The 18,416-nt window shown below is 64.5% G+C and carries 10 protein-coding genes; 6 read left to right on the top strand and 4 right to left on the bottom strand.

From position 1 onward, the window contains the following. Nucleotides 1-45: 45 nt before the first annotated feature. From D2V07_RS08550 to D2V07_RS08540, 3 genes are read left to right on the top strand one after another with little or no spacing between them, the layout of a single operon-like run. Nucleotides 46-831: an SDR family NAD(P)-dependent oxidoreductase gene (locus D2V07_RS08550; protein WP_119586547.1), complete on the top strand. Its 786-nt coding sequence runs from the start codon at nucleotides 46-48 to the stop codon at nucleotides 829-831. Beyond that, nucleotides 822-1,706, top strand: coding sequence for an SMP-30/gluconolactonase/LRE family protein (locus D2V07_RS08545; RefSeq protein WP_119586546.1), 885 nt, complete (start codon nucleotides 822-824; stop codon nucleotides 1,704-1,706). The genes D2V07_RS08550 and D2V07_RS08545 overlap by 10 nt, the downstream gene beginning before the upstream one ends. Continuing rightward, the gene (locus tag D2V07_RS08540; RefSeq protein ID WP_233548311.1) at nucleotides 1,703-3,604 is read left to right on the top strand and encodes a sialate O-acetylesterase; all 1,902 of its coding nucleotides are present in this window, start codon (nucleotides 1,703-1,705) and stop codon (nucleotides 3,602-3,604) included. Before D2V07_RS08545 ends, D2V07_RS08540 begins: the two co-directional genes overlap by 4 nt. Nucleotides 3,605-3,666: 62 nt before the next feature. Here D2V07_RS08540 and D2V07_RS08535 read toward each other — a convergent pair whose 3' ends face one another. Genes D2V07_RS08535 through D2V07_RS08525 form a run of 3 tightly spaced genes read right to left on the bottom strand, consistent with a single transcriptional unit; the run spans nucleotide 3,667 to nucleotide 8,721 of the window. Further along, the gene (locus D2V07_RS08535; RefSeq protein WP_119586545.1) at nucleotides 3,667-5,448 is read right to left on the bottom strand and encodes an IlvD/Edd family dehydratase; all 1,782 of its coding nucleotides are present in this window, start codon (nucleotides 5,446-5,448) and stop codon (nucleotides 3,667-3,669) included. Next, complete coding sequence (locus tag D2V07_RS08530) at nucleotides 5,445-6,551, bottom strand: LacI family DNA-binding transcriptional regulator (RefSeq protein ID WP_119586544.1); 1,107 nt, start codon at nucleotides 6,549-6,551, stop codon at nucleotides 5,445-5,447. Before D2V07_RS08530 ends, D2V07_RS08535 begins: the two co-directional genes overlap by 4 nt. 43 nt (nucleotides 6,552-6,594) lie before the next feature. Next, nucleotides 6,595-8,721, bottom strand: a complete 2,127-nt coding sequence (locus D2V07_RS08525) for an alpha-glucuronidase (protein WP_119586543.1) — start codon at nucleotides 8,719-8,721, stop codon at nucleotides 6,595-6,597. A 66-nt stretch (nucleotides 8,722-8,787) separates the two neighbouring features. Between D2V07_RS08525 and D2V07_RS08520 the strand changes: the two genes are divergently transcribed. Genes D2V07_RS08520 through D2V07_RS08510 form a run of 3 tightly spaced genes read left to right on the top strand, consistent with a single transcriptional unit; the run spans nucleotide 8,788 to nucleotide 14,776 of the window. Continuing rightward, the gene (locus D2V07_RS08520; protein WP_407641592.1) at nucleotides 8,788-11,187 is read left to right on the top strand and encodes a glycoside hydrolase family 3 N-terminal domain-containing protein; all 2,400 of its coding nucleotides are present in this window, start codon (nucleotides 8,788-8,790) and stop codon (nucleotides 11,185-11,187) included. 2 nt (nucleotides 11,188-11,189) lie between these two features. After that, nucleotides 11,190-13,571, top strand: a complete 2,382-nt coding sequence (locus D2V07_RS08515) for a glycoside hydrolase family 3 N-terminal domain-containing protein (RefSeq protein WP_456061943.1) — start codon at nucleotides 11,190-11,192, stop codon at nucleotides 13,569-13,571. Nucleotides 13,572-13,573: 2 nt separating this feature from the next. Then, nucleotides 13,574-14,776, top strand: coding sequence for an endo-1,4-beta-xylanase (locus tag D2V07_RS08510; protein ID WP_233548310.1), 1,203 nt, complete (start codon nucleotides 13,574-13,576; stop codon nucleotides 14,774-14,776). A 195-nt stretch (nucleotides 14,777-14,971) separates the two neighbouring features. Here D2V07_RS08510 and D2V07_RS08505 read toward each other — a convergent pair whose 3' ends face one another. Further along, nucleotides 14,972-18,409 (bottom strand): TonB-dependent receptor, encoded by a 3,438-nt coding sequence (locus tag D2V07_RS08505; RefSeq protein ID WP_233548333.1) that lies wholly within the window; start codon nucleotides 18,407-18,409, stop codon nucleotides 14,972-14,974. Nucleotides 18,410-18,416: the final 7 nt, after the last annotated feature.

The raw sequence follows: 18,416 nt of genomic DNA, 5'->3' as shown, positions 1-18,416 counted from the left end.
TTTGAGAAACTACAACAAGACTGCAGACACAGGGATCGAAGTTTAATGGCACATGGGAAGCTGGCTCCGTTGCAGGGCGCCGCCATATACCCCAGCTTGCATGGCAAGCGGGTTATCATCAGCGGAGGCGGTTCCGGGATCGGCGCGGGCATCGTGGAGGGATTTGTCAGGCAAGGCGCCCGCGTTGCATTCGTGGACGTGCAGACGGAACCCAGCGAAGCGCTGATGCAGGAACTGCAAGGCGCGGCATACGAACCGCTGTTCCTGCATTGCGACATTACGGATTGCGACGATTACGCGGCCAAGCTGGCGACGTTCGTCGACGAGCTGGGCGGATGCGATGTCCTCATCAACAATGCTGCCAATGACGACCGGCACAAGCTGGCCGACGTCACCCCCGCCTATTGGGACGAGCGGATGGCGGTCAATCTCAAGCACCAGTTTTTCGCCGCGAAGGCCGTTGTCCCGTCCATGCAGGAAGCGGGAGGCGGCAGCATCGTCAACCTGGGCTCGATCAGCTGGCATCTCGGGCTGGAAGATTTGACCCTTTACCAGACAGCCAAGGCTGCGATCGAAGGCCTCACCCGGAGCCTCGCCCGCGAACTGGGCCGGCAGAACATCCGGGTCAACACGATCATTCCCGGCAACGTGCAAACGCCCCGGCAGATGAAATGGTACACGCCCGAAGGCGAGGCGGAGATCGTTGCGGCGCAGTGCCTCGACGGACGCATCCAGCCTGTCGATATCGCCGCGATGGCGATGTTCCTGGCTTCCGATGACGCCCGCTTCTGCACCGCGCACAATTATTGGGTAGATGCTGGATGGAGATAACCGCCGAAGTTCGCCGCGTACTGGATGCCGAGAGCCTGCTGGGCGAAGGCGTCCTGTGGGATCCTGTCCGCGAAGTCGTGTGGTTCGTGGATATCAAGCGCCATCGCCTGTGGCATTACGATCCCGAAACGCAGAGCAATTCCTATGCCGAGGCTCCCGAGGCCATCGGCTGGGCGATTCCTGCCGAAGGCGGCATGCTACTGTGTGGCCTGAAGGACGGCCTTTACACCTTCGACCCGGAAGAAAAGGCTTTCGCCAAGCTGATGGACGTTCCCGGCGAACCGTCGGGCAACCGCCTCAACGATGCCTGCACCGATCCGTGGGGCCGCGTGTGGTTCGGATCGATGGACGACAGCGAGAATTCCGGTTCGGGGCGTTTCTACGTGTTCGATCGCGGCGAGATCCGGCCCGCCGGGCCCAGCGGCATCGCCATCACCAATGGCCCTTGCGTCAACGCGTCCGGCACCAGGATCTACTTCACCGATACGACGGCGCAGCAGATCATGGTCGCCGATCTTTCGCGAGAGGGTGTGGGCGAGGCGCGGCCCTTCGTCGATACCGGAGCCCTGTTCCCCGATGCCTATCCGGACGGACCGGTGGTGGATGCCGAGGACCACGTCTGGACCGGGCTCTATCTTGGCAGCAGGGTTGCCCGGTTCTCGCCCGCAGGCGAACTCGTCGCCACGATTGCCATGCCTGCGCGCGATATCACCAAGATGGCTTTCGGCGGTACCGATTTCGGTACGGGCTACGTCACCACTGCTACAAAGAACATGGAGCCCGGCGATATGGAGGACCATCCGCTGGCCGGCGCATTGCTTGCCTTCCCGGCTCCCGTGAAAGGTTTCGCGCTGACACTGGCGAAGCTGTCGTGAAGCGCGCCCTTGCCCTTGCCGTTTGCCTGGGCAGCGCACCTGCTCTGGCAGAGCCCGTGCTCGACCCGGCCTATGGAGAGGGAATGGTCCTGCAACGCGGAGAGCCTATCGTCATTACGGGCACCGCCGCTCCTGGCGAAACGGTTCGGGGCACACTCGGCAACTCCGCTGCGACGGCGCAGGCGGGGCCTGATGGCTCCTTCATCCTGACATTTCCGGCACGCGATGCCAGCGACGAAGGCGCGACGCTTACGCTATCGGATCCGAGCGGCGAAACAGTGGTGAGCGATTTGCTGGTGGGCGATGTCTATCTGTGCATGGGCCAGTCCAACATGGAACTGCCGGTCACGCGCGCCCTGGATGCTGACAACCAGCTTCGACAGGCCGCAGACGACGGCATACGCGTGTTGAAGATCCCCAAGGTCACCGCCTCTGTCCCGCAGGCAGAACTCTCCGAACCCGTCGCATGGCGCGCGGCCACTGTGGAAAGCGTCGCCGATTTCTCCGCTGCGTGCTTCTACATGGCCAAGCAATTGCGCGCAGATCGCGGCAACGTTCCGGTCGGCCTTATCCATTCGAACTGGGGCGGAAGCGCCGCACGCGCCTGGCTGTCACCCGACAGCGTCCGCGCTCTGGAGGGCGACGAGGCGCTGTCGCTGCTGAGCCTTTACGAGGAAGACCCGCTTGCCGCGACGCAGATTTTCGCGCCGCGCTGGTATGACTGGTGGGAAAGCGGCGCTGAGGGTCGCCAGCCCTGGACCGATAGCGACATGCTCGACTGGCAACCCATCCCGCAATTTTCGTTCTGGAACGATTGGGAAGGTACCGGCCTCGACACGAACCCGGTGGCCAACGTGTGGCTGCGCCAAACCTTTACACTGACGGCCGAGCAGGCTGCCAGCGGCGGACAACTGGCTATCGGTGCCATCGACGATCTCGACCTCACGTGGGTTAACGGAAATCCGGTTGGCTACACCTTCGGCTGGGGCGTGGAACGGACCTACCGCGTACCCTCCGATTTCCTGCACGAAGGCGAGAACGAGGTCCTGATCGCCGCGAACAATTCGTGGGACAACGGTGGGTTCTTCGCCGGGCCCGAGCGCCTGCAATTCATGCCCGCTGGCGGAGACCCGATCCCGCTCGGCGCGGACTGGGACTATTCCATCGGTACCGTCCAGGGCGTCCCGCCCCGCGCCCCGTGGGACAGCAACGCCGGGCTTGGCGTGATGTACAACGCCATGATCGCCCCGCTCGGCCCCATGCGGGTGGCAGGTGCCGTCTGGTACCAGGGCGAAAGCGATGTCGGCCAACCGGACTATGACACGAAGCTGCGCGAGCTGTTCGCCGGCTGGCGACGTCAGTTCGGCGAACAAACCCGCATGCTGGTGGTGCAACTGGCCGACTTCGGGGAGCGCCATAGCGAGCCCGTGGAATCGGGCTGGGCCCAGCTTCGGCAAGAGCAGCTTGACGGCGCACAAGCCGATGACAACGCCGCATTGGTGACCGCGATCGATCTGGGTGAACCGACGGACATCCATCCGGCAAACAAGAACGTCCTTGGCAGACGCCTTGCCATGGCCGCCCAGGGCGAAGCGATGCCGATGCCGCAAGGCGCGAGGCGCGAGGGTGACCGGATCATCGTTCGGTTCTCCGGCATTGAAGGCGACCTGCGCGCGCTCGGCGGGTCGGCACCGCTGGGTGTCGAAGTTTGCGAAGACAGTGCGGAAAGCTGCCGCTGGGCCGATGCGTCTGTCGCCGGACAGACCCTGGTCATCGACGCGGCACCGATGGAAACCATCACCCGCGTTCGCCACGCCTGGGCCGACGCGCCCATCGTCAACACCTACGACGCGCGCGGCCTTCCCCTGCCCGGCTTCGAACTCGAACTGGCAGACTGACCCACCCGGCCCAGCCGGTGCGGCCCGGAACGGCGACACGCGCTCCCCGGATCTGCCGCCGGCTAGTGGTTGTGGCGTGGGGGCTTGCGCGCCGTACCGCGATACTTGAGCGCGAAATCCATCACTCCGCCCTGCCCAAGCTGGCCGGTCTTTTCGCGGAATAGCTCTTCCCAGGGCGTGTTGTTTTCGGGAATCGGCGGCGCTTCCTCGGACTGGCGTCGGGCGATCTCGTCCGCTTCGACCAGTGCGTTACACGTACCCGCGTTCAGGTCGACGCGAATGATGTCGCCCGTGCGCAGCCAAGAAAGACCCCCGCCCGCCGCGCTTTCCGGCGAGACGTTGAGGATAGAGGGGCTGTCGCTGGTGCCCGACTGGCGGCCGTCCCCAAGGGTGGGAAGCCACGCGGTGCCTGCACGGATCAGGGCGTCAGGCGGCTGCATGTTCACGACCTCGGCGCTGCCGGGCCAGCCGATCACACCTGCGCCGCGAACGACGAGAATGGTGTCCTCGTCGATACCGAGCGAGGGATCGTTTATGCGGTGGTGGTAATCGTCCGAACCGTCGAACACCACGGCCCGCGCTTCGAACACACCTTCCTTGCCGGGGCGCGAAAGGTAGCGGGCGCGGAACTCGTCCGAGATCACCGAGGTCTTCAGGATTCCGAAGTCGAACAGGTTGCCAGACAGGACGAGGAAGCCCGCTTTCTCTTGCAGCGGATCATCGAAAGGCCGGATCATTTCGCGGTCGCGGCTTTCGCGCCCCTCAAGGTTTTCAGCCATAGTGCTGCCGGTGCAGGTCACGCAGTCGCCATGCAGCTCGCCCTTGTTCAGCAATTCCCACATGGCGGCCGGAACGCCGCCCGCGCGGTGGAAACGCTCGCCCAGGTATTCGCCGGCGGGCTGCATGTTGACGAGCAGCGGCAGGTCATAGCCGTGCTCCTGCCAGATCGAGGGCGGCAGATTTACCCCGGCATGCGCTGCCATGGCCTGGATATGCGGCTGGGCGTTGGAAGAACCGCCAAGAATGCTGACGGTCGCGATCGCGTTGAGGAAAGCCTCACGCGTCAGGATATCGGATGGTTTCAGGTCCTCGCGAACCATCTCCACGATGCGCTGGCCGGTGCGGTAGGCCACCTGGCCGCGCTCGCGATAGGGCGCCGGAATAGCGGCGCAGCCGGTAAGGCTGAGGCCAAGCGCTTCGGCCACCGCGTTCATCGTGCTGGCCGTGCCCATGGAATTGCAATGGCCCGCAGAGGGGGCGCTGCTGGTGGCACGGCGGAGAAACTCGTCCTCGTCGATCTCGCCAGCCGCCAGCTTGCGGCGGCTGCGCCAGATCACCGTTCCGCTGCCAACCAGTTCGCCTTCGTGCCAGCCGTCGAGCATGGGTCCGCCGCTCAGCACAATTGCCGGGATATCCACCGTGCTCGCGGCCATGACCTGGCTCGGGGTGGTCTTGTCGCAGCCCGTGGTCAGCACCACGCCGTCGATGGGATAGCCGTTCAGCAGCTCCACCAGACCAAGGTAAAGCAGGTTGCGATCGAGTGCTGCGGTGGGTCGCCGGCAATTCTCGAAGATCGGGTGAACCGGAAACTCGATGGGAATGCCGCCCGCATCGCGGATGCCGTCGCGGGTGCGCTTCGCCAGTTCCAGGTGGATGCGGTTGCAGGGCGATAGGTCGCTGCCCGATTGCGCGATGCCGATGATCGGCTTGCCGCTGCGCAGTTCCTCGGGCGTGATCCCGTAGTTCATGAAACGCTCGAGATAGAGCGCAGTCATGTCCATCCGTTCCACGTTGTCGAACCAGTCGCGCGAACGCAGGCGGCGGGTTTGGTCTTTTTCGCTCATGTATCCACTTGTCGATCGAATTTCGCCAGACTGGGCCCGGCCTCCGAACTGCGGCGGATCAGTTCGTAGGGGAACATGACGTGTTCCGGCCCCGGTTTGTCGCCGTGCCGCTGCGTGCGCGCGAGCTTGGCGATCATTTTCACGGCCTTCGCCGTCATTTCCCGGATCGGCTGACGTATCGTCGTCAATTCGGGCCAGATCGAATTGGCCATGTCGGTATCGTCGAAACCGCAGACCGTTATGTCGCTTGGCACGTCGAGATGGCAGCGGTGGGCCACCGCCACCGTAGCCGCGGCCATGTCGTCGTTGGAGGCGAATATGGCGGTGGGCTGGGGATCGACGGCAAGCAGTTTCTCCGCCGCCACCATGCCGGATCGGTAGGTGAACTGGCCCTGCGCCACCAACCGGTCGGAAACGGTGAGACCGGCATCCTCCATCGCCGCGCGATAGCCATTCAACCGTCGCCCGCTGGCGACCTGTTCGGGGTTACCGATGATGAAGCCGATGCGCTCGTGACCGAGATTGATGATATGCCGCGTCATGTCGTAAGCGGCCTGGTACTCGTCGATCATCACCGCGCCGTTCGATCCGCTGGCCTTGCCGGGGCCGACCGCGATGGCGATGCCGCCCGCGCCGGTGATGAGATCGAGCACGCCCTGATCGTCGCAGAGCGGCGGCGGCAGGATGAAGCCGGTGATGCCGCCCTCGATCATCTTGCCTACCAGCGTGGCGTTGGACGGCGCGTTCTCGCAGCTTTGCACCTCGAGGTGGATATCGCTGCGTGTCGCCTCCTCCAGCGCACCCATCAGAAATTCGCTGAGGTAGGAAGAAGAGGGGTTGTCGAACATCAGCGCGATGCGAAGCTGCTCGCCCCCCGCCAGCGAACGCGCCGCGCGGTTGGGCGAATAGTTCAGCTTGCGCACGGCCTCCAGCACCTGCTCGCGCGTTTCCTCGCGGACGTTGCCCTCGCCATTGATGACCCGGCTTACCGTCATGGGGGAACAGCGCGCCTCGCGCGCAACATCTGCGATTGTCGGAGCGGCATTGCCGCGGCGCGAACCGCGTTTGCGGCCCTGCTTTCTGCCTTGAGTGGTCGTGTCCATGGTCAAGTGCATAGACCGCTATTCGCATTCGCAACAAGTCGTCTCATTGCCCGGGAGCCTCCGGAAACGACAAACTGCGATAATGTTCGAGATCGCGGCTCGGTGCTCGCGCACCCTGCGGCAGCGGCAGGCCGTTGAGCGATTGCCAGTAAGCGATCGAGGCATCGCGCCACCAGTTCGCCTCCCGCTGCTGGATGCGCAGGTTTTCGGCCACGGCGCGGTGCCGCTCTGGATCTACATAGGCGGACAGGTCGTCCCACGTGTGTACCATGGTGTCGACCTCGGTAACCCCCTGGTCGTAGCGTTGAACCAGTTCGTCCCACAGGGGCAGGCCGCTCTGGGTGCGGTAATCCCAGTCGAGGTGGTGGAACCACAGCAGATAGTGTTCGTCCATCGTTGCCGGGTCCGACCAGGTGTCAGCTATGGCCGGTGCATACTGGCCAAGCGCGTTCGATCCTGTCGCGGTGCGATCGAACCCGATCCCGTCGCTGTCGGCGCGGTGATAATAGCAGGGATTCCATTCGGGCCGGTCGAGGTCGCACACCCACGGGGCGGGGCCGTAATGGTGCCCGGTTGCCATCAGATGGGCGAGACCGAGCGGCGTCATGTAGCGGGCCACCGTTTCCCGGCTGGAAAGCATCATCGGTGCCGTCTGGGCGAGGAATGCCTCCTCGCGGTTGAAGGTCTGCGCCAGCCACTCGCGCGCGATGGTATCGCTCGATAGCGCCGGGTCCCAGGCGAGGCGTCCGAAGGCGTACCAGTTCGCCTGATCGAAATCGCTGCCGCTCCAGTTACGGTCCGACCCGGTGTTGGCAACGCCCGCCATCCCGGCAGGTGCGACCACCTCGGCCACGCTGCCGCCGCGTCCGGTATCGGCGTCCAGCACCTCGCGCCACATCGGGGCGAGGAAAGCGAGGTGGCTGGCAAAGCCCAGGTATTCCTTGGTGATCTGCACTTCCAGCATCAGCCGCGTCTGCGGCATGGCACCGAACATCGGGTGGAACGGCTCGCGCGGCTGGAAATCGATCGCACCGTTCTTCACCTGCACGATCACATTGTCGGCAAAGGCCCCGTCGAGCGGGACGAATTCCTCGTAGGCCTGCTTCGCCCGGTCGGTTTCGTCCTGCGCCGAATAGACGAAGGCGCGCCATATAACCGTGCCGCGGTCACCGATGGCCTGGGCAAGCATGTTCGCCCCGTCGGCATGGGTGCGGCCGTAATCCTGCGGTCCGGGTTGCCCCTCGCTATTGGCCTTGACGAGGAAACCCCCGAAGTCGGGAATGGCTGCGTAGATCTCGTCCGCCTTGGCCTGCCACCACGCACGCACCTGCGGATCGAGCGGGTCCGCCGTCTCCAGCCTCCCGATATCGCCCCCGTCTATTTCAGTGGGCGCGCTGAAGCGGGCGGAGAGATACACGCGGATGCCGTAAGGCCGCCACGCATCGGCCAGCCGCGCCAGCTTTTCGATATAGCGCGGCTCCAGCATGAAGGCCCTCGCGTTCACGTTGTTCACCACCGCACCGTTGATGCCGACAGAAGCATTGGCGCGGGCATAGTCGATCATGCGCTGGTCCAGCCGTTCGGGCAGGTGCCACCAGTCGAAGATCGAACGGCCGGCGTAGCCTCGCTCCACATGGCCATCGGGATTGTCCCAGTGGTTGAGCAGCCTGAGCGGCATGGCCGGGGCAGAATCGATGTCGAGGGTGTCCGGATCGGTACCGAGAGACAGCTCACGCAGCAGCGCATAGGCGCCGTAGAGACAGGCAAGATCGCTGTTGCCGCCGATGCGAATGTCGCCGTCGACAGTGCGAATCGTGAAAGCGGCATCGCCGTCGGCCCGGCTTTCCGGGCAATCGAGGCGGATTGCCCGTCCCGGCCCGCTCCCGCGTTCCACAGGATGTGCGGCGGCGAGCGAATTGAGGCCGTGCATCAGTTCCGCCGTGGCGACGTTCATCGTCGGGCTGGGGGACTGGGCCCCTTCTACAAGTGCCGTTCGCACGAGGCGGGCGGGCAGGCCCAGCCGCTCGACCTGCTCTGCATCGAGCGGCGCATTCCGCAGCCAGAGATCATAGCCATCCTCGGCCTGTGCGCCCGTCGCCGGGACGGCGATCCCGATTGCCAGCGCGCATGCTGCCGCAACAAAGTTGACAAGCTTCCTCACCCTCATCATGGTAGCGCTACCACAAGATGTCCGCCAGTCAAGTCGCGGACCGGGGAGAGGGACATTTCGATGAAGATGATTTCGCGTGCGTTGTTGATGGCCGGTGCAGGCATGCTGGCGTGCTCGGTGCCGATGATGGCTCCGGCTACTGCGCAGGACAGCACGGCGGTCGAACGGCCCATGGCCGACGCCGCCTACTGGGACGCGTCCCTGCCGGTGGAGCAGCGCGTGGCCGACCTGATGGCGCGCATGACCATCGAGGAAAAGATGGCCCAGATGATCAGCACCTGGACCAACAAGGCGGAGGTGCAGGGCGATGACACCTTCTTCGACGCCGCGAAGGCGAGCGAGCGATATCCCGATGGCATCGGCTTCTTTACCCGTCCGGCCGACCAGGGCGGACCGGGCAGCCCCCGCGTCACGCCGTTCCGCTCCATCGAGGATAGCATCCGCTACATCAACGAAGTGCAGCGCTGGGCACGCGAGGAAACCCGCCTCGGCATTCCGGTGCTGGCGCATGAGGAATCGCTGCACGGGTTCGCGGCGCGCGATGCAACCAGTTTCCCCCAGTCCATCGGTCTTGCCTCGACCTGGGATCCCGACCTCGTTCGCGATATCAACGACCTGATTGCGAGCGAGGTGCGGGCGCGCGGCGTCCACCAGGTGCTCTCCCCCGTGGTGGACGTCGCGCGCGATCCGCGTTGGGGCCGGATCGAGGAGACCTTCGGCGAAGACCCCTACCTGGTCGGCGAAATGGGCGTTGCAGCGGTCGAGGGTCTGCAGGGCACGGGAACGGACCCGCAGCTTGGCGAGGGACAGGTGCTGGCAACGCTCAAGCACATGACCGGCCACGGACAGCCCGAAAGCGGCACCAATACCGGCCCCGCGCAGATTTCCGAACGCACGCTGCGCGAGATGTTCTTCCCGCCTTTCAAGCAGGTTATCGACCGCACGGCGATTGCATCGGTGATGGCGAGCTATAACGAGATCGACGGCATCCCCAGCCACTCCAGCACCTGGCTGCTGCATGACATCCTGCGCGATGAATGGGGGTATGACGGGGCCGTCGTCTCCGACTACTTCGCGATCGAGGAAATGGTCTCGCGCCACAGGATTGCCGAGGACATTCCCGCCGCCGCGGTGCTGGCGATGAATGCCGGTGTCGACATCGATTTCCCCGATGGCGCATCCTACCGCAACCTGCCCCAGCTGCTGGCCGAGGGCCGCGTCACCGAAGCGCAGATCAACACCGCGGTAGAGCGCATCCTGACGATGAAGTTCAATGCCGGCCTGTTCGAGCAGCCCTTCGTCACCGACATGGGCCCTGCCCTTCAGTCCAACACCGAGCAAGGCATTGCCCTTGCCCGCACGGCTGCCGAACGCTCGCTCGTGCTGCTGAAGAACGATGGCGTCCTGCCGCTTGCCATGCCCGAAGGCGGGGCGGATAGGCCAACCATCGCCGTGATCGGCCCGAACGCCGACGTGGCCCGCCTGGGCGGCTATTACGGCATTCCGCGCAATACGGTCAGCCCGCTGGACGGCATCCGTTCACTGGTGGGCGACCGGGCGAACATCGTCCACGCCGAGGGTGTGCGCATCACCGAGAACGACGACTGGTGGGCGGACGAGGTCGTGCTTGCCGACCCTGCGGAAAACCGCCGCATGATCGCAGAGGCCGTGGAAGCCGCACGCGATGCGGACACGATCATCCTGTTCGTCGGCGATACCGAGCAGACCAGCCGCGAAGGCTGGGCGGAAGAGCACCTCGGCGACCGCACCAGCCTCGACCTGGTGGGCGAGCAGAACGAGCTGTTCGATGCCCTGCGCGCGCTGGACAAGCCGATCGTCACCGTCCTCGTGAACGGCCGTCCGCCGAGCTATCCTGCCGTGGCGGAGCATTCCGACGCGATCATCGAAACCTGGTATGCGGGCGAGCAGCAGGGCAATGCCATTGCCGACGCGCTGTTCGGCCGCGTGAACCCCGGCGGCAAGCTGCCGGTAACGGTGGCGCGCAACGCCGGGCAATTGCCCAACTTCTACAACCACAAGCCGAGTGCGCGGCGCGGTTACCTCTTCTCCGATGTCACACCGCTCTATCCGTTCGGCTACGGCCTCTCCTACACCCAATTCGATTTCGGCGCCCCTGCCCTCTCCTCGCCCACGATCGCCGCAGGTGAAGGGGTGACGGTGCGCGTGCCGGTGACGAACAGCGGCGACATGGCAGGCGATGAAGTCGTGCAGGTCTACCTTCGCGACCAGATCAGCAGCGTGACCCGGCCGGTAAAGGAGCTGGTGGGCTTCCAGCGCGTGACCCTGGCACCGGGCGAGACCCGCCAGGTGGATGTCACCATCCGCCCCGATGCCTTCGCGCTGTGGGACCGCGACATGCAGCGAACCGTGGAGCCTGGTGCCTTCACCATCATGGTCGGCCCCAACTCGCAGGATCTGCAGGAAATCGAACTGGTGGTGGAATGAGCATGAACCGGCGCAATGCACTGGGCCTGCTGGCAGGCGGGAGCCTGTCGGCCCTTGCGGTCATGCAGAGCCCGTCTGCCCTCGCGCAGGCGGGTCCGCTCTACAAGGATGCCCGCGCGCCGATACAGGCGCGCGTGGCAGACCTGATGGCGCGCATGACCCTGCCCGAAAAGATCGCCCAGATCCGCACTGCCTGGCAGGGCAAGGGCGACATGATCGACGGGCTGGAATTCGTGCCCCAAAAGGCCAGCGCGGCCTTTCCCGACGGGATCGGCCACCTCACCCGCCCATCCGACAAGCGCGGTGTCCCCGGCATCAGCGGGGCGGCAGGTGGCACCGCGGCGCGCTGGCGCACGCCGGATGAGACCGTGGCCTTCATCAACGCACTGCAACGCTGGGCGCTGGAGGACACGCGGCTTGGCATCCCCGTCCTGCTGCACGAAGAATCGCTGCACGGCTACATGGCGACAGAGGCGACCATGTTCCCCCAGGCCATCGCGCTGGCGGGCTCGTTCGATACGGACCTGATGCGCCGCGTGCAGTCCGTCACGGCGCGCGAAGTGCGTGCCCGCGGCGTGCCGCTGGTGCTCAGCCCGGTGGTGGACATCGTGCGCGATCCGCGCTGGGGCCGGATCGAGGAAACCTGGGGCGAGGACCCCTATCTCGCCGCCGAAATGGGCGTGGCTGCGGTAGAGGGCCTGCAAGGTCCGGGCAAGTTCGAGCGTCTGCGCGATGGCAAGGTGTTCGCCACGCTCAAGCACATGACCGGGCACGGCCAGCCCGAGGCTGGTAATAACGTTGCCCCGGCGCAGCTATCCGAGCATGAACTGCGCGAGAATTTCTTCCCGCCGTTCCGTGAAGTCGTTCGCCGCACGTCCATCGGCGCGGTCATGCCCAGCTACAACGAGATCGACGGCATCCCCAGCCATGCCAACACCTGGCTGCTGGGCGAGGTGCTGCGCGGCGAATGGGGCTTCGATGGGGTCATCGTCAGCGACTATGGCGGCGTGCACGAACTGGCCACCCTGCACCACGTGGCAGAGGACCTGGAGGATGCAGCGCACCAGTCCCTGCTGGCGGGCGTCGACAGCGAACTGCCCGAGGGCATGGCCTACGCCACGCTGCAGGACGCGGTCGAAGCGGGGCGTATCCCGCTGGCGCTCATCGACACGGCCTGTGCGCGGATGCTCGCCATCAAGTTCCGCGCCGGCCTGTTCGAGAACCCTTATGGCGACGCGGCACTCGCCCGCCGCATCACCGGCAACGACGAAGCGCGCGCGCTCGCGCTCGAGGCTGCGCGAAAGAGCATGTGCCTGCTGACCAACCGGAACGAGACCCTGCCGCTCCGCGGGAGCACGATGGGCCGCGTCGCCGTGATCGGCCCCAATCATGCCATCGCCCGGCTGGGCGGGTACTCCAGCGTTCCGCAGCAGACGATCAGCCTGATCGAGGGGCTCCGCCAGGTCGCGCCCGATGCCGACTTCGTCACCGCGCAGGGCGTGTTCATCACCACAAGCGAGGACCGTTCGCAGGACATCATCGAACTCGCGCCGCGCGACAGGAACCTCGCCCTGATCGAGGAAGCCGTCGCCGTCGCCCGTGATGCCGACACCATCGTGCTGGCCATTGGCGATACCGAGCAGACCAGCCGCGAGGGCTTCGCCGCCAACCACCTGGGCGACCGCACCGACATCGACATCGTGGGCGAGCAGAATGCGCTCGTCGATGCGATGGCCGCGCTCGGCAAGCCGCTGGTCGTGTGCGCGATCAACGGGCGCCCGCCGAGCTGGCCCAACGTGGTGGAAAAGGCCGATGCCATCCTCGAATGCTGGTATCCTGGCCAGGAAGGCGGCGTCGCCATGGCCGAGGCGCTGCTTGGACGCATCAATCCCGGCGCCAAGCTGCCGGTGACGGTGGTGCGCAACGAAGGTCAGGTGCCCTCCTTCTACAACCACAAGCCAAGTGCGCGCCGGGGCTACCTGTTCGACGATGTCGCACCGCTGTTCCCGTTCGGCCACGGCCTCAGCTACACCACCTTCGCCATCTCCGAACCACGCCCTGCCAAGGCCCGGTTCGGGGCGGACGAGCCGGTCATTGTCGCAGTCGATGCGACCAATGACGGCCCCGTGGCGGGCGACGAGGTCGTGCAGCTCTACATCACCCGGACCGAAGCATCGGTGACGCAGCCGGTTCTCGAGCTCAAAGGGTTCGAAAGGGTAACGCTCGCCCCGGGCGAGACACGCACTCTGCGCTTCGCCATCGAACCGCGACGGCTGGCGATCTGGAACAGGGACATGGTCGAAGTGAACGAGCCCGGCCCGCTGACCTTGTCCGCGGGCAACAGCAGCGCGTCTCTCAAACAAACCCAAGTGGAGATTATCTGAAGATGGAGAAATTTACGATCAGCCGCCGTGCTGCGCTGATGGGGCTGGCTGCGATGCCCCTGGCAGGATGCGGCTCTGACAGCAGCGGCGGGGTTTTGCCGATACTGTCTTCTCCGACACCGTCTTCGCTTCCGCCCGGCCCGGCTCCCGGTCCGGGGCTGAATGCCATCGCGCAGACACGCGGTCGCTATTTCGGCAGCGCCATCTCCTCGATCCCGGGAACGGACCAAGCCGGGTCCATCCAGAACCCGAAGTATACCGAAATCGTCAAAGCCGAATGCGGCATGGTCGTGCCGGAAAACGAGATGAAGTGGCAGGCCACGCGGCCCGGCCCGGACAGCTTCGATTTCCGGCGCATGGACGCCATCGTGGCATGGGCACAGGCGAACGACCTTGCCGTGCGCGGCCATACGCTGTTGTGGCACCGGCCCCAGTGGTTTCCCGAGTGGCTGAACAACTACGATTTCGGAGCCACTCCGGCGGCCGAGGCCGAGCGCCTTATCACCGAGCACATCCGCACGGTGACGGACCGCTATCGCGGCGTCATCACCAGCTACGACGTGGTGAACGAAGCCATCGACCATGATCGCAATGCGCCCATCGAGACCAGCCTGAGCCGCGCGATGGGCAGCCCCGAGGCGGTGCTGGACCTTGCCTTCCGCACCGCGCGCGAGCAGCTGCCGCAGGGACAGCTGGTCTATAACGATTACATGAGCTGGGAGCCCGCCCACCTGAAGCACTGTGCCGACGTGTTGCGGCTGCTGGAAGGTTTCCGCAACCGCGATGTCCCCGTCGATGCGCTGGGTATCCAGTCTCACATCGAAATGTTCGATATCGATCCGGCAACCGGCGTCGGCCCCTATGCGGAGCGCGAGTGGCGCAACTTCCTCGATGAGGTCACGGGCATGGGTTATCGCCTGCTGATCACCGAATTCGACGTGAAGGACCGGGCACTCCCATCCAATATCGCTCAGCGCGACGAAAAGGTGGCGGACTACACGCGCCGCTATTTCGACCTGATGCTGGATTACGACCAGCATCTCGACGACGTGCTGGCATGGGGCATGGTCGACCAGTTCAACTGGCTGCAGTATTTCGAGCCGGCGGCACGGCCCGACGGGCTGGAGGTGCGCGGGACGCCCTACGATTCCGATTACCGTCCCAAGCCCTTGCGCACCGCGCTGGCGGAAACGCTCGGCACCTAGTTCGCCCGAACCTTCGAACTTCTGGAGCCTCGCGTCATTGGCGCGGGGCTTTTTTTGAGCTGGTGATCGGGGCTCGCTCCGGTTCTTCACGGCTTGCCCCGCTCTTCATAATACGCAGCGCGCACAAGAAGAGGGCCGCCATGCCTTTCAGCATGGCGGCCCGAGTTCGAGGAGCCTTGTGTTATATGTGTTGGCCTAGAACTGGCCTCTCAGGATGAACGAGAACCGGCGATCGTTCATGAAGAACGAACGGGGCACCAGCTGATCCGGATCGCCCGAATATGCCTGCGAGGTCTCGGTCACCTCGTTCAGCAGGTTCACGCCCTGAACGCCGATCCTGATATCGCCCGGCAGTTCGAAGATATCGCTGACATTGACGAAGATCGACGCGTCGAGCTGTCCCGTCGGCTCGTTGAAGATCGAGTAGTACGGGAAGATCACGTCCGAGGCCGTCAACAGGAAGCGCGAACGCCAGTTGTACGCACCGCGCAGCGAGATCGGACCCTTCTCGTAGAAGCCCGTGAAGTTGAAGTTGTGCTTCGACAACTGCTCGAGCGGAAGGTTTCCTGGCGGCACCGTGGACTCCGACACCGGGGTACCTGCGTTGAGGAACGTGTTCGGCAGGCCCGAACTGTCGATGTAGGTGTAGTTCGCCTGGATACCGAAGCCATCGAACGGGGCCGGCAGGAACTCGTAGGTCTGCTGATACGCGAGTTCGAAGCCCTTGATCTTACCGGTACCGTCGAAGTTCGCCGGACCACGGACCAGCACGTTGCGCGTGATACCGTTGCTGGTGATATCGCGGCTGGTGATGTCCTGGAAGAAGAAGTTCTCGATCTCCTTGTAGAAGCCGTTGAGGGTCAACGAGCCAACCCGAGCGAAATACCATTCGAGGCTGGCGTCGAACTGCCATGCGGTAGCAGGCAGCAGGAACGGGTTGCCCGCGGTCGCCGTCAACTCGCCGCTCGTCCCCAGGCCGATGGTCAGGAAGTTGCGGATATAGGAGTTCTCCGGCCGCGACAGCACCTTGGATCCGGCCAGGCGGAAGATCAGGTCATCGGTCAAGCCGAAGCGCATGTTGAGGCTGGGCAGGAAGTAGTCGTAACCGTGCTCGGCAACGTTCGCCACGGTAACACCGTCACCGGCGAATGTCTGGAGTTCGGCATAGCCATCCGCGCCTAGCAGACAGACCCCGCCGGGCACCTGCGCAGGCGTTCCGGGCGGCGAGTTGGGCGGTACGACCGGCTGGCAGCGTACGCTGAACGGATCGGCGATGTTCAGGGCAGCGGTGCTGGGAACGCCGATCGATCCGCCCGATGTCAGGTCCGTATTGACGTAGCGGACGCCGATGTTGCCGGCGAAGCGAATGCCGCCGAAAATCTCGTCGCTACCGAAGTCGAGCTGCACGTAAGCGGCCGTATCGGTCTGCTCCACCGGCTGGATGTCGGCCGGAAGATAGGGCGTGCCGGGGATAACGCCGGGACGCTGGGCAAGCGAGTTGAAGGTCGGAGCACCTTCGTACTGACCGGCGTAGAGATCCTGGATCGACTGGAAGAAATCCACCGAATTCTGGTAACCGTCGATCAGGTCGCCGGAGTAGTAGAACGCTCCCGGAGGGCCGGGCACTTCGCCGCGGAAGAAGTTCGGGAACTCGTACCGCTCGGAATTGCCGACGTCGGCGAAATTGATCGGGCGCGTTCCCGACCAGGTCTCGCTCAGCATACCCCAGTTGTAGGTGGTGTAGCGTACCGTCTGATCACGATCCTGATAGCGCGCACCCACTTTTACGCGCCGGATGAAGGCATAGTCATCGAGTTCGTACTGCAGGTCTGCCTGCAAGGCATACTGCTCGCCCTCGCTGTCCTCGATGTGGTCCATCGCGGCGCGCCAGAACTGGAAACGCGGATCGGTGAAGTATTCCTGCTCCGTCGCGTCGCCCAGTTCGGGGCTGGGGCCGGACCAGGTATAGCCCAGGTACTGCGGCTTGTGCGGAATGACGACGGGATAGTCGCCGGTCAGATCCAGCTCCTGATCGGCGAAGGTCGATCCGAAGACGCTGAAGTCGAGGTTTTCCTTGCGCGACGAGGCATAGTGGCCATCGAACACGGCGGTCAGACGGTCGGTCAGCTCCATCTGCATGTTGATGCTGTAGTCTTCGTTGGTGACCTCGTCATTCACCTGGCGACGGGCCAGCGACTGCTGCAGGCCGCCGATCGGCACATAGGGCGAGCCACCGCCGCTGATCAGGTTGCCGTCCGCATCGCGCACTGGCGGTGCCGGATCGAAGTTGTTCACCGCACCGCGCCAGCCGTTCGTTGCGTTGACGATGTAGCCCGACTGGAAGACGCCGCGATCGTCGTAGACGTAGTCGGTGAAGCCGCCGACGGGACACTGTGCCCGCGCAGTCGGATCGCCCAGCGTACCATCGGCGTTGACGATGTTGGGGCCGTTGGCGTTCTGCTGGCAACCGATCGGATAGGTCGAATATTCGGCCAGGTCGGGTGCGGTTTCGTAGGTGTATTCACCCCAGCGGTTGGTCGTGTGGGAGCGAATGAATTCGGCAGTGACAAGAACACGCTCATCGAGCGATTCGAACTGAGCGGAAATGGCAAGGCCATCGCGCTTGCGGTCGAAATTTTGCGTGCGGAACTGGCCGCCTACAGGTGCCACACGGAAATCGGCATAGTCGGCGAAGCCATCGGCCCCCGCGCTGCCGAAATTGCCGCAGTTGGCGTTGGCAGGCGGCAGGGTCGTGGTGTCGGTGCCGGAAGGCAGCGGGTTGCGGCAGACCTGCACGCCATCGGTGTTGGCGGCGTTGACGAGGATGCCGTCACGCGTCTGGTAGTTGGCAACCTGCAGACCGTCGGCGCGCGACTTGATCTGCGAGAAGGACCCGCTGACCAGCAGGCCGAAACGGCCGATGTCGGTATCCCAGGTGTTGCTGAGCAGAAGCGAACCGGTCGGCGTCCATTCCTCGCTGAAATCGCCGTAGTTGGCCTCGGCACTGAAACCGAAGCGGAAGCCGTCGCGATCGAATGGCTTGCGCGTGTTGAGATTGACCGTACCGGCAAGGCCGCCCTCGATCATCTCGGCGGTCGCGTTCTTGCTGATGACGACCGAACCCAGAAGTTCGGAAGGCACGTCGGCAAAGTTCAGCGCCTGGCCACCGACACCGGCACCAAAGGCCGTGCGACCGTTGAATTCGGAGCGGACGAAATTGAGGCCGCGAACCACGACGCCTGAACCTTCCACGGAAAAGTGGTCGGGGTCGTTGGAACCGGCGAAACGGTTGATGGCGATACCGGGAACGCGCTGGAGCGCCTCGGTCACCGAACGGTCGGGCAGCGCGCCGATATCTTCGGCGGTAATGGCATCGACAACCGTGTCGGCATCGCGCTTGATGTCCTGCGAGTTGGCGAGCGACTGGCGGATGCCGGTCACGACGATCGCGTTATCCGGAACCGAGTCCTCTTCCACACCTTCGATCTCGGTGGTTTCCGGCTGGTCCTGCGCAATGGCAGCCTGGGAGGCCAGCAGGCCGCCCAGTGCAAGAGAAGACGCACCGGCCTTCAGAAGACTGCGGATAGCGGGCATTCCCCGCTCAAAGATTTCGCCCGAACGCGTTGGCGTCATGGTCACT

It is taken from the genome of Aurantiacibacter zhengii (assembly GCF_003584125.1).
GTDB lineage: Bacteria > Pseudomonadota > Alphaproteobacteria > Sphingomonadales > Sphingomonadaceae > Alteraurantiacibacter > Alteraurantiacibacter zhengii.
This window is presented reverse-complemented; position numbering and strand designations above follow the sequence as displayed.

Bases quoted from the DNA above. Each gene is read 5' to 3' on its own strand.
- D2V07_RS08530 (WP_119586544.1), bottom strand. From the start codon at position 6,551: ATGGACACGACCACTCAAGGCAGAAAGCAGGGCCGCAAACGCGGTTCG.
- D2V07_RS08545 (WP_119586546.1), top strand. From the start codon at position 822: ATGGAGATAACCGCCGAAGTTCGCCGCGTACTGGATGCCGAGAGCCTG.
- D2V07_RS08550 (WP_119586547.1), top strand. From the start codon at position 46: ATGGCACATGGGAAGCTGGCTCCGTTGCAGGGCGCCGCCATATACCCC.
- D2V07_RS08525 (WP_119586543.1), bottom strand. From the start codon at position 8,721: ATGATGAGGGTGAGGAAGCTTGTCAACTTTGTTGCGGCAGCATGCGCG.
- D2V07_RS08515 (WP_456061943.1), top strand. From the start codon at position 11,190: ATGAACCGGCGCAATGCACTGGGCCTGCTGGCAGGCGGGAGCCTGTCG.
- D2V07_RS08520 (WP_407641592.1), top strand. From the start codon at position 8,788: ATGATTTCGCGTGCGTTGTTGATGGCCGGTGCAGGCATGCTGGCGTGC.
- D2V07_RS08510 (WP_233548310.1), top strand. From the start codon at position 13,574: ATGGAGAAATTTACGATCAGCCGCCGTGCTGCGCTGATGGGGCTGGCT.
- D2V07_RS08505 (WP_233548333.1), bottom strand. From the start codon at position 18,409: ATGACGCCAACGCGTTCGGGCGAAATCTTTGAGCGGGGAATGCCCGCT.
- D2V07_RS08535 (WP_119586545.1), bottom strand. From the start codon at position 5,448: ATGAGCGAAAAAGACCAAACCCGCCGCCTGCGTTCGCGCGACTGGTTC.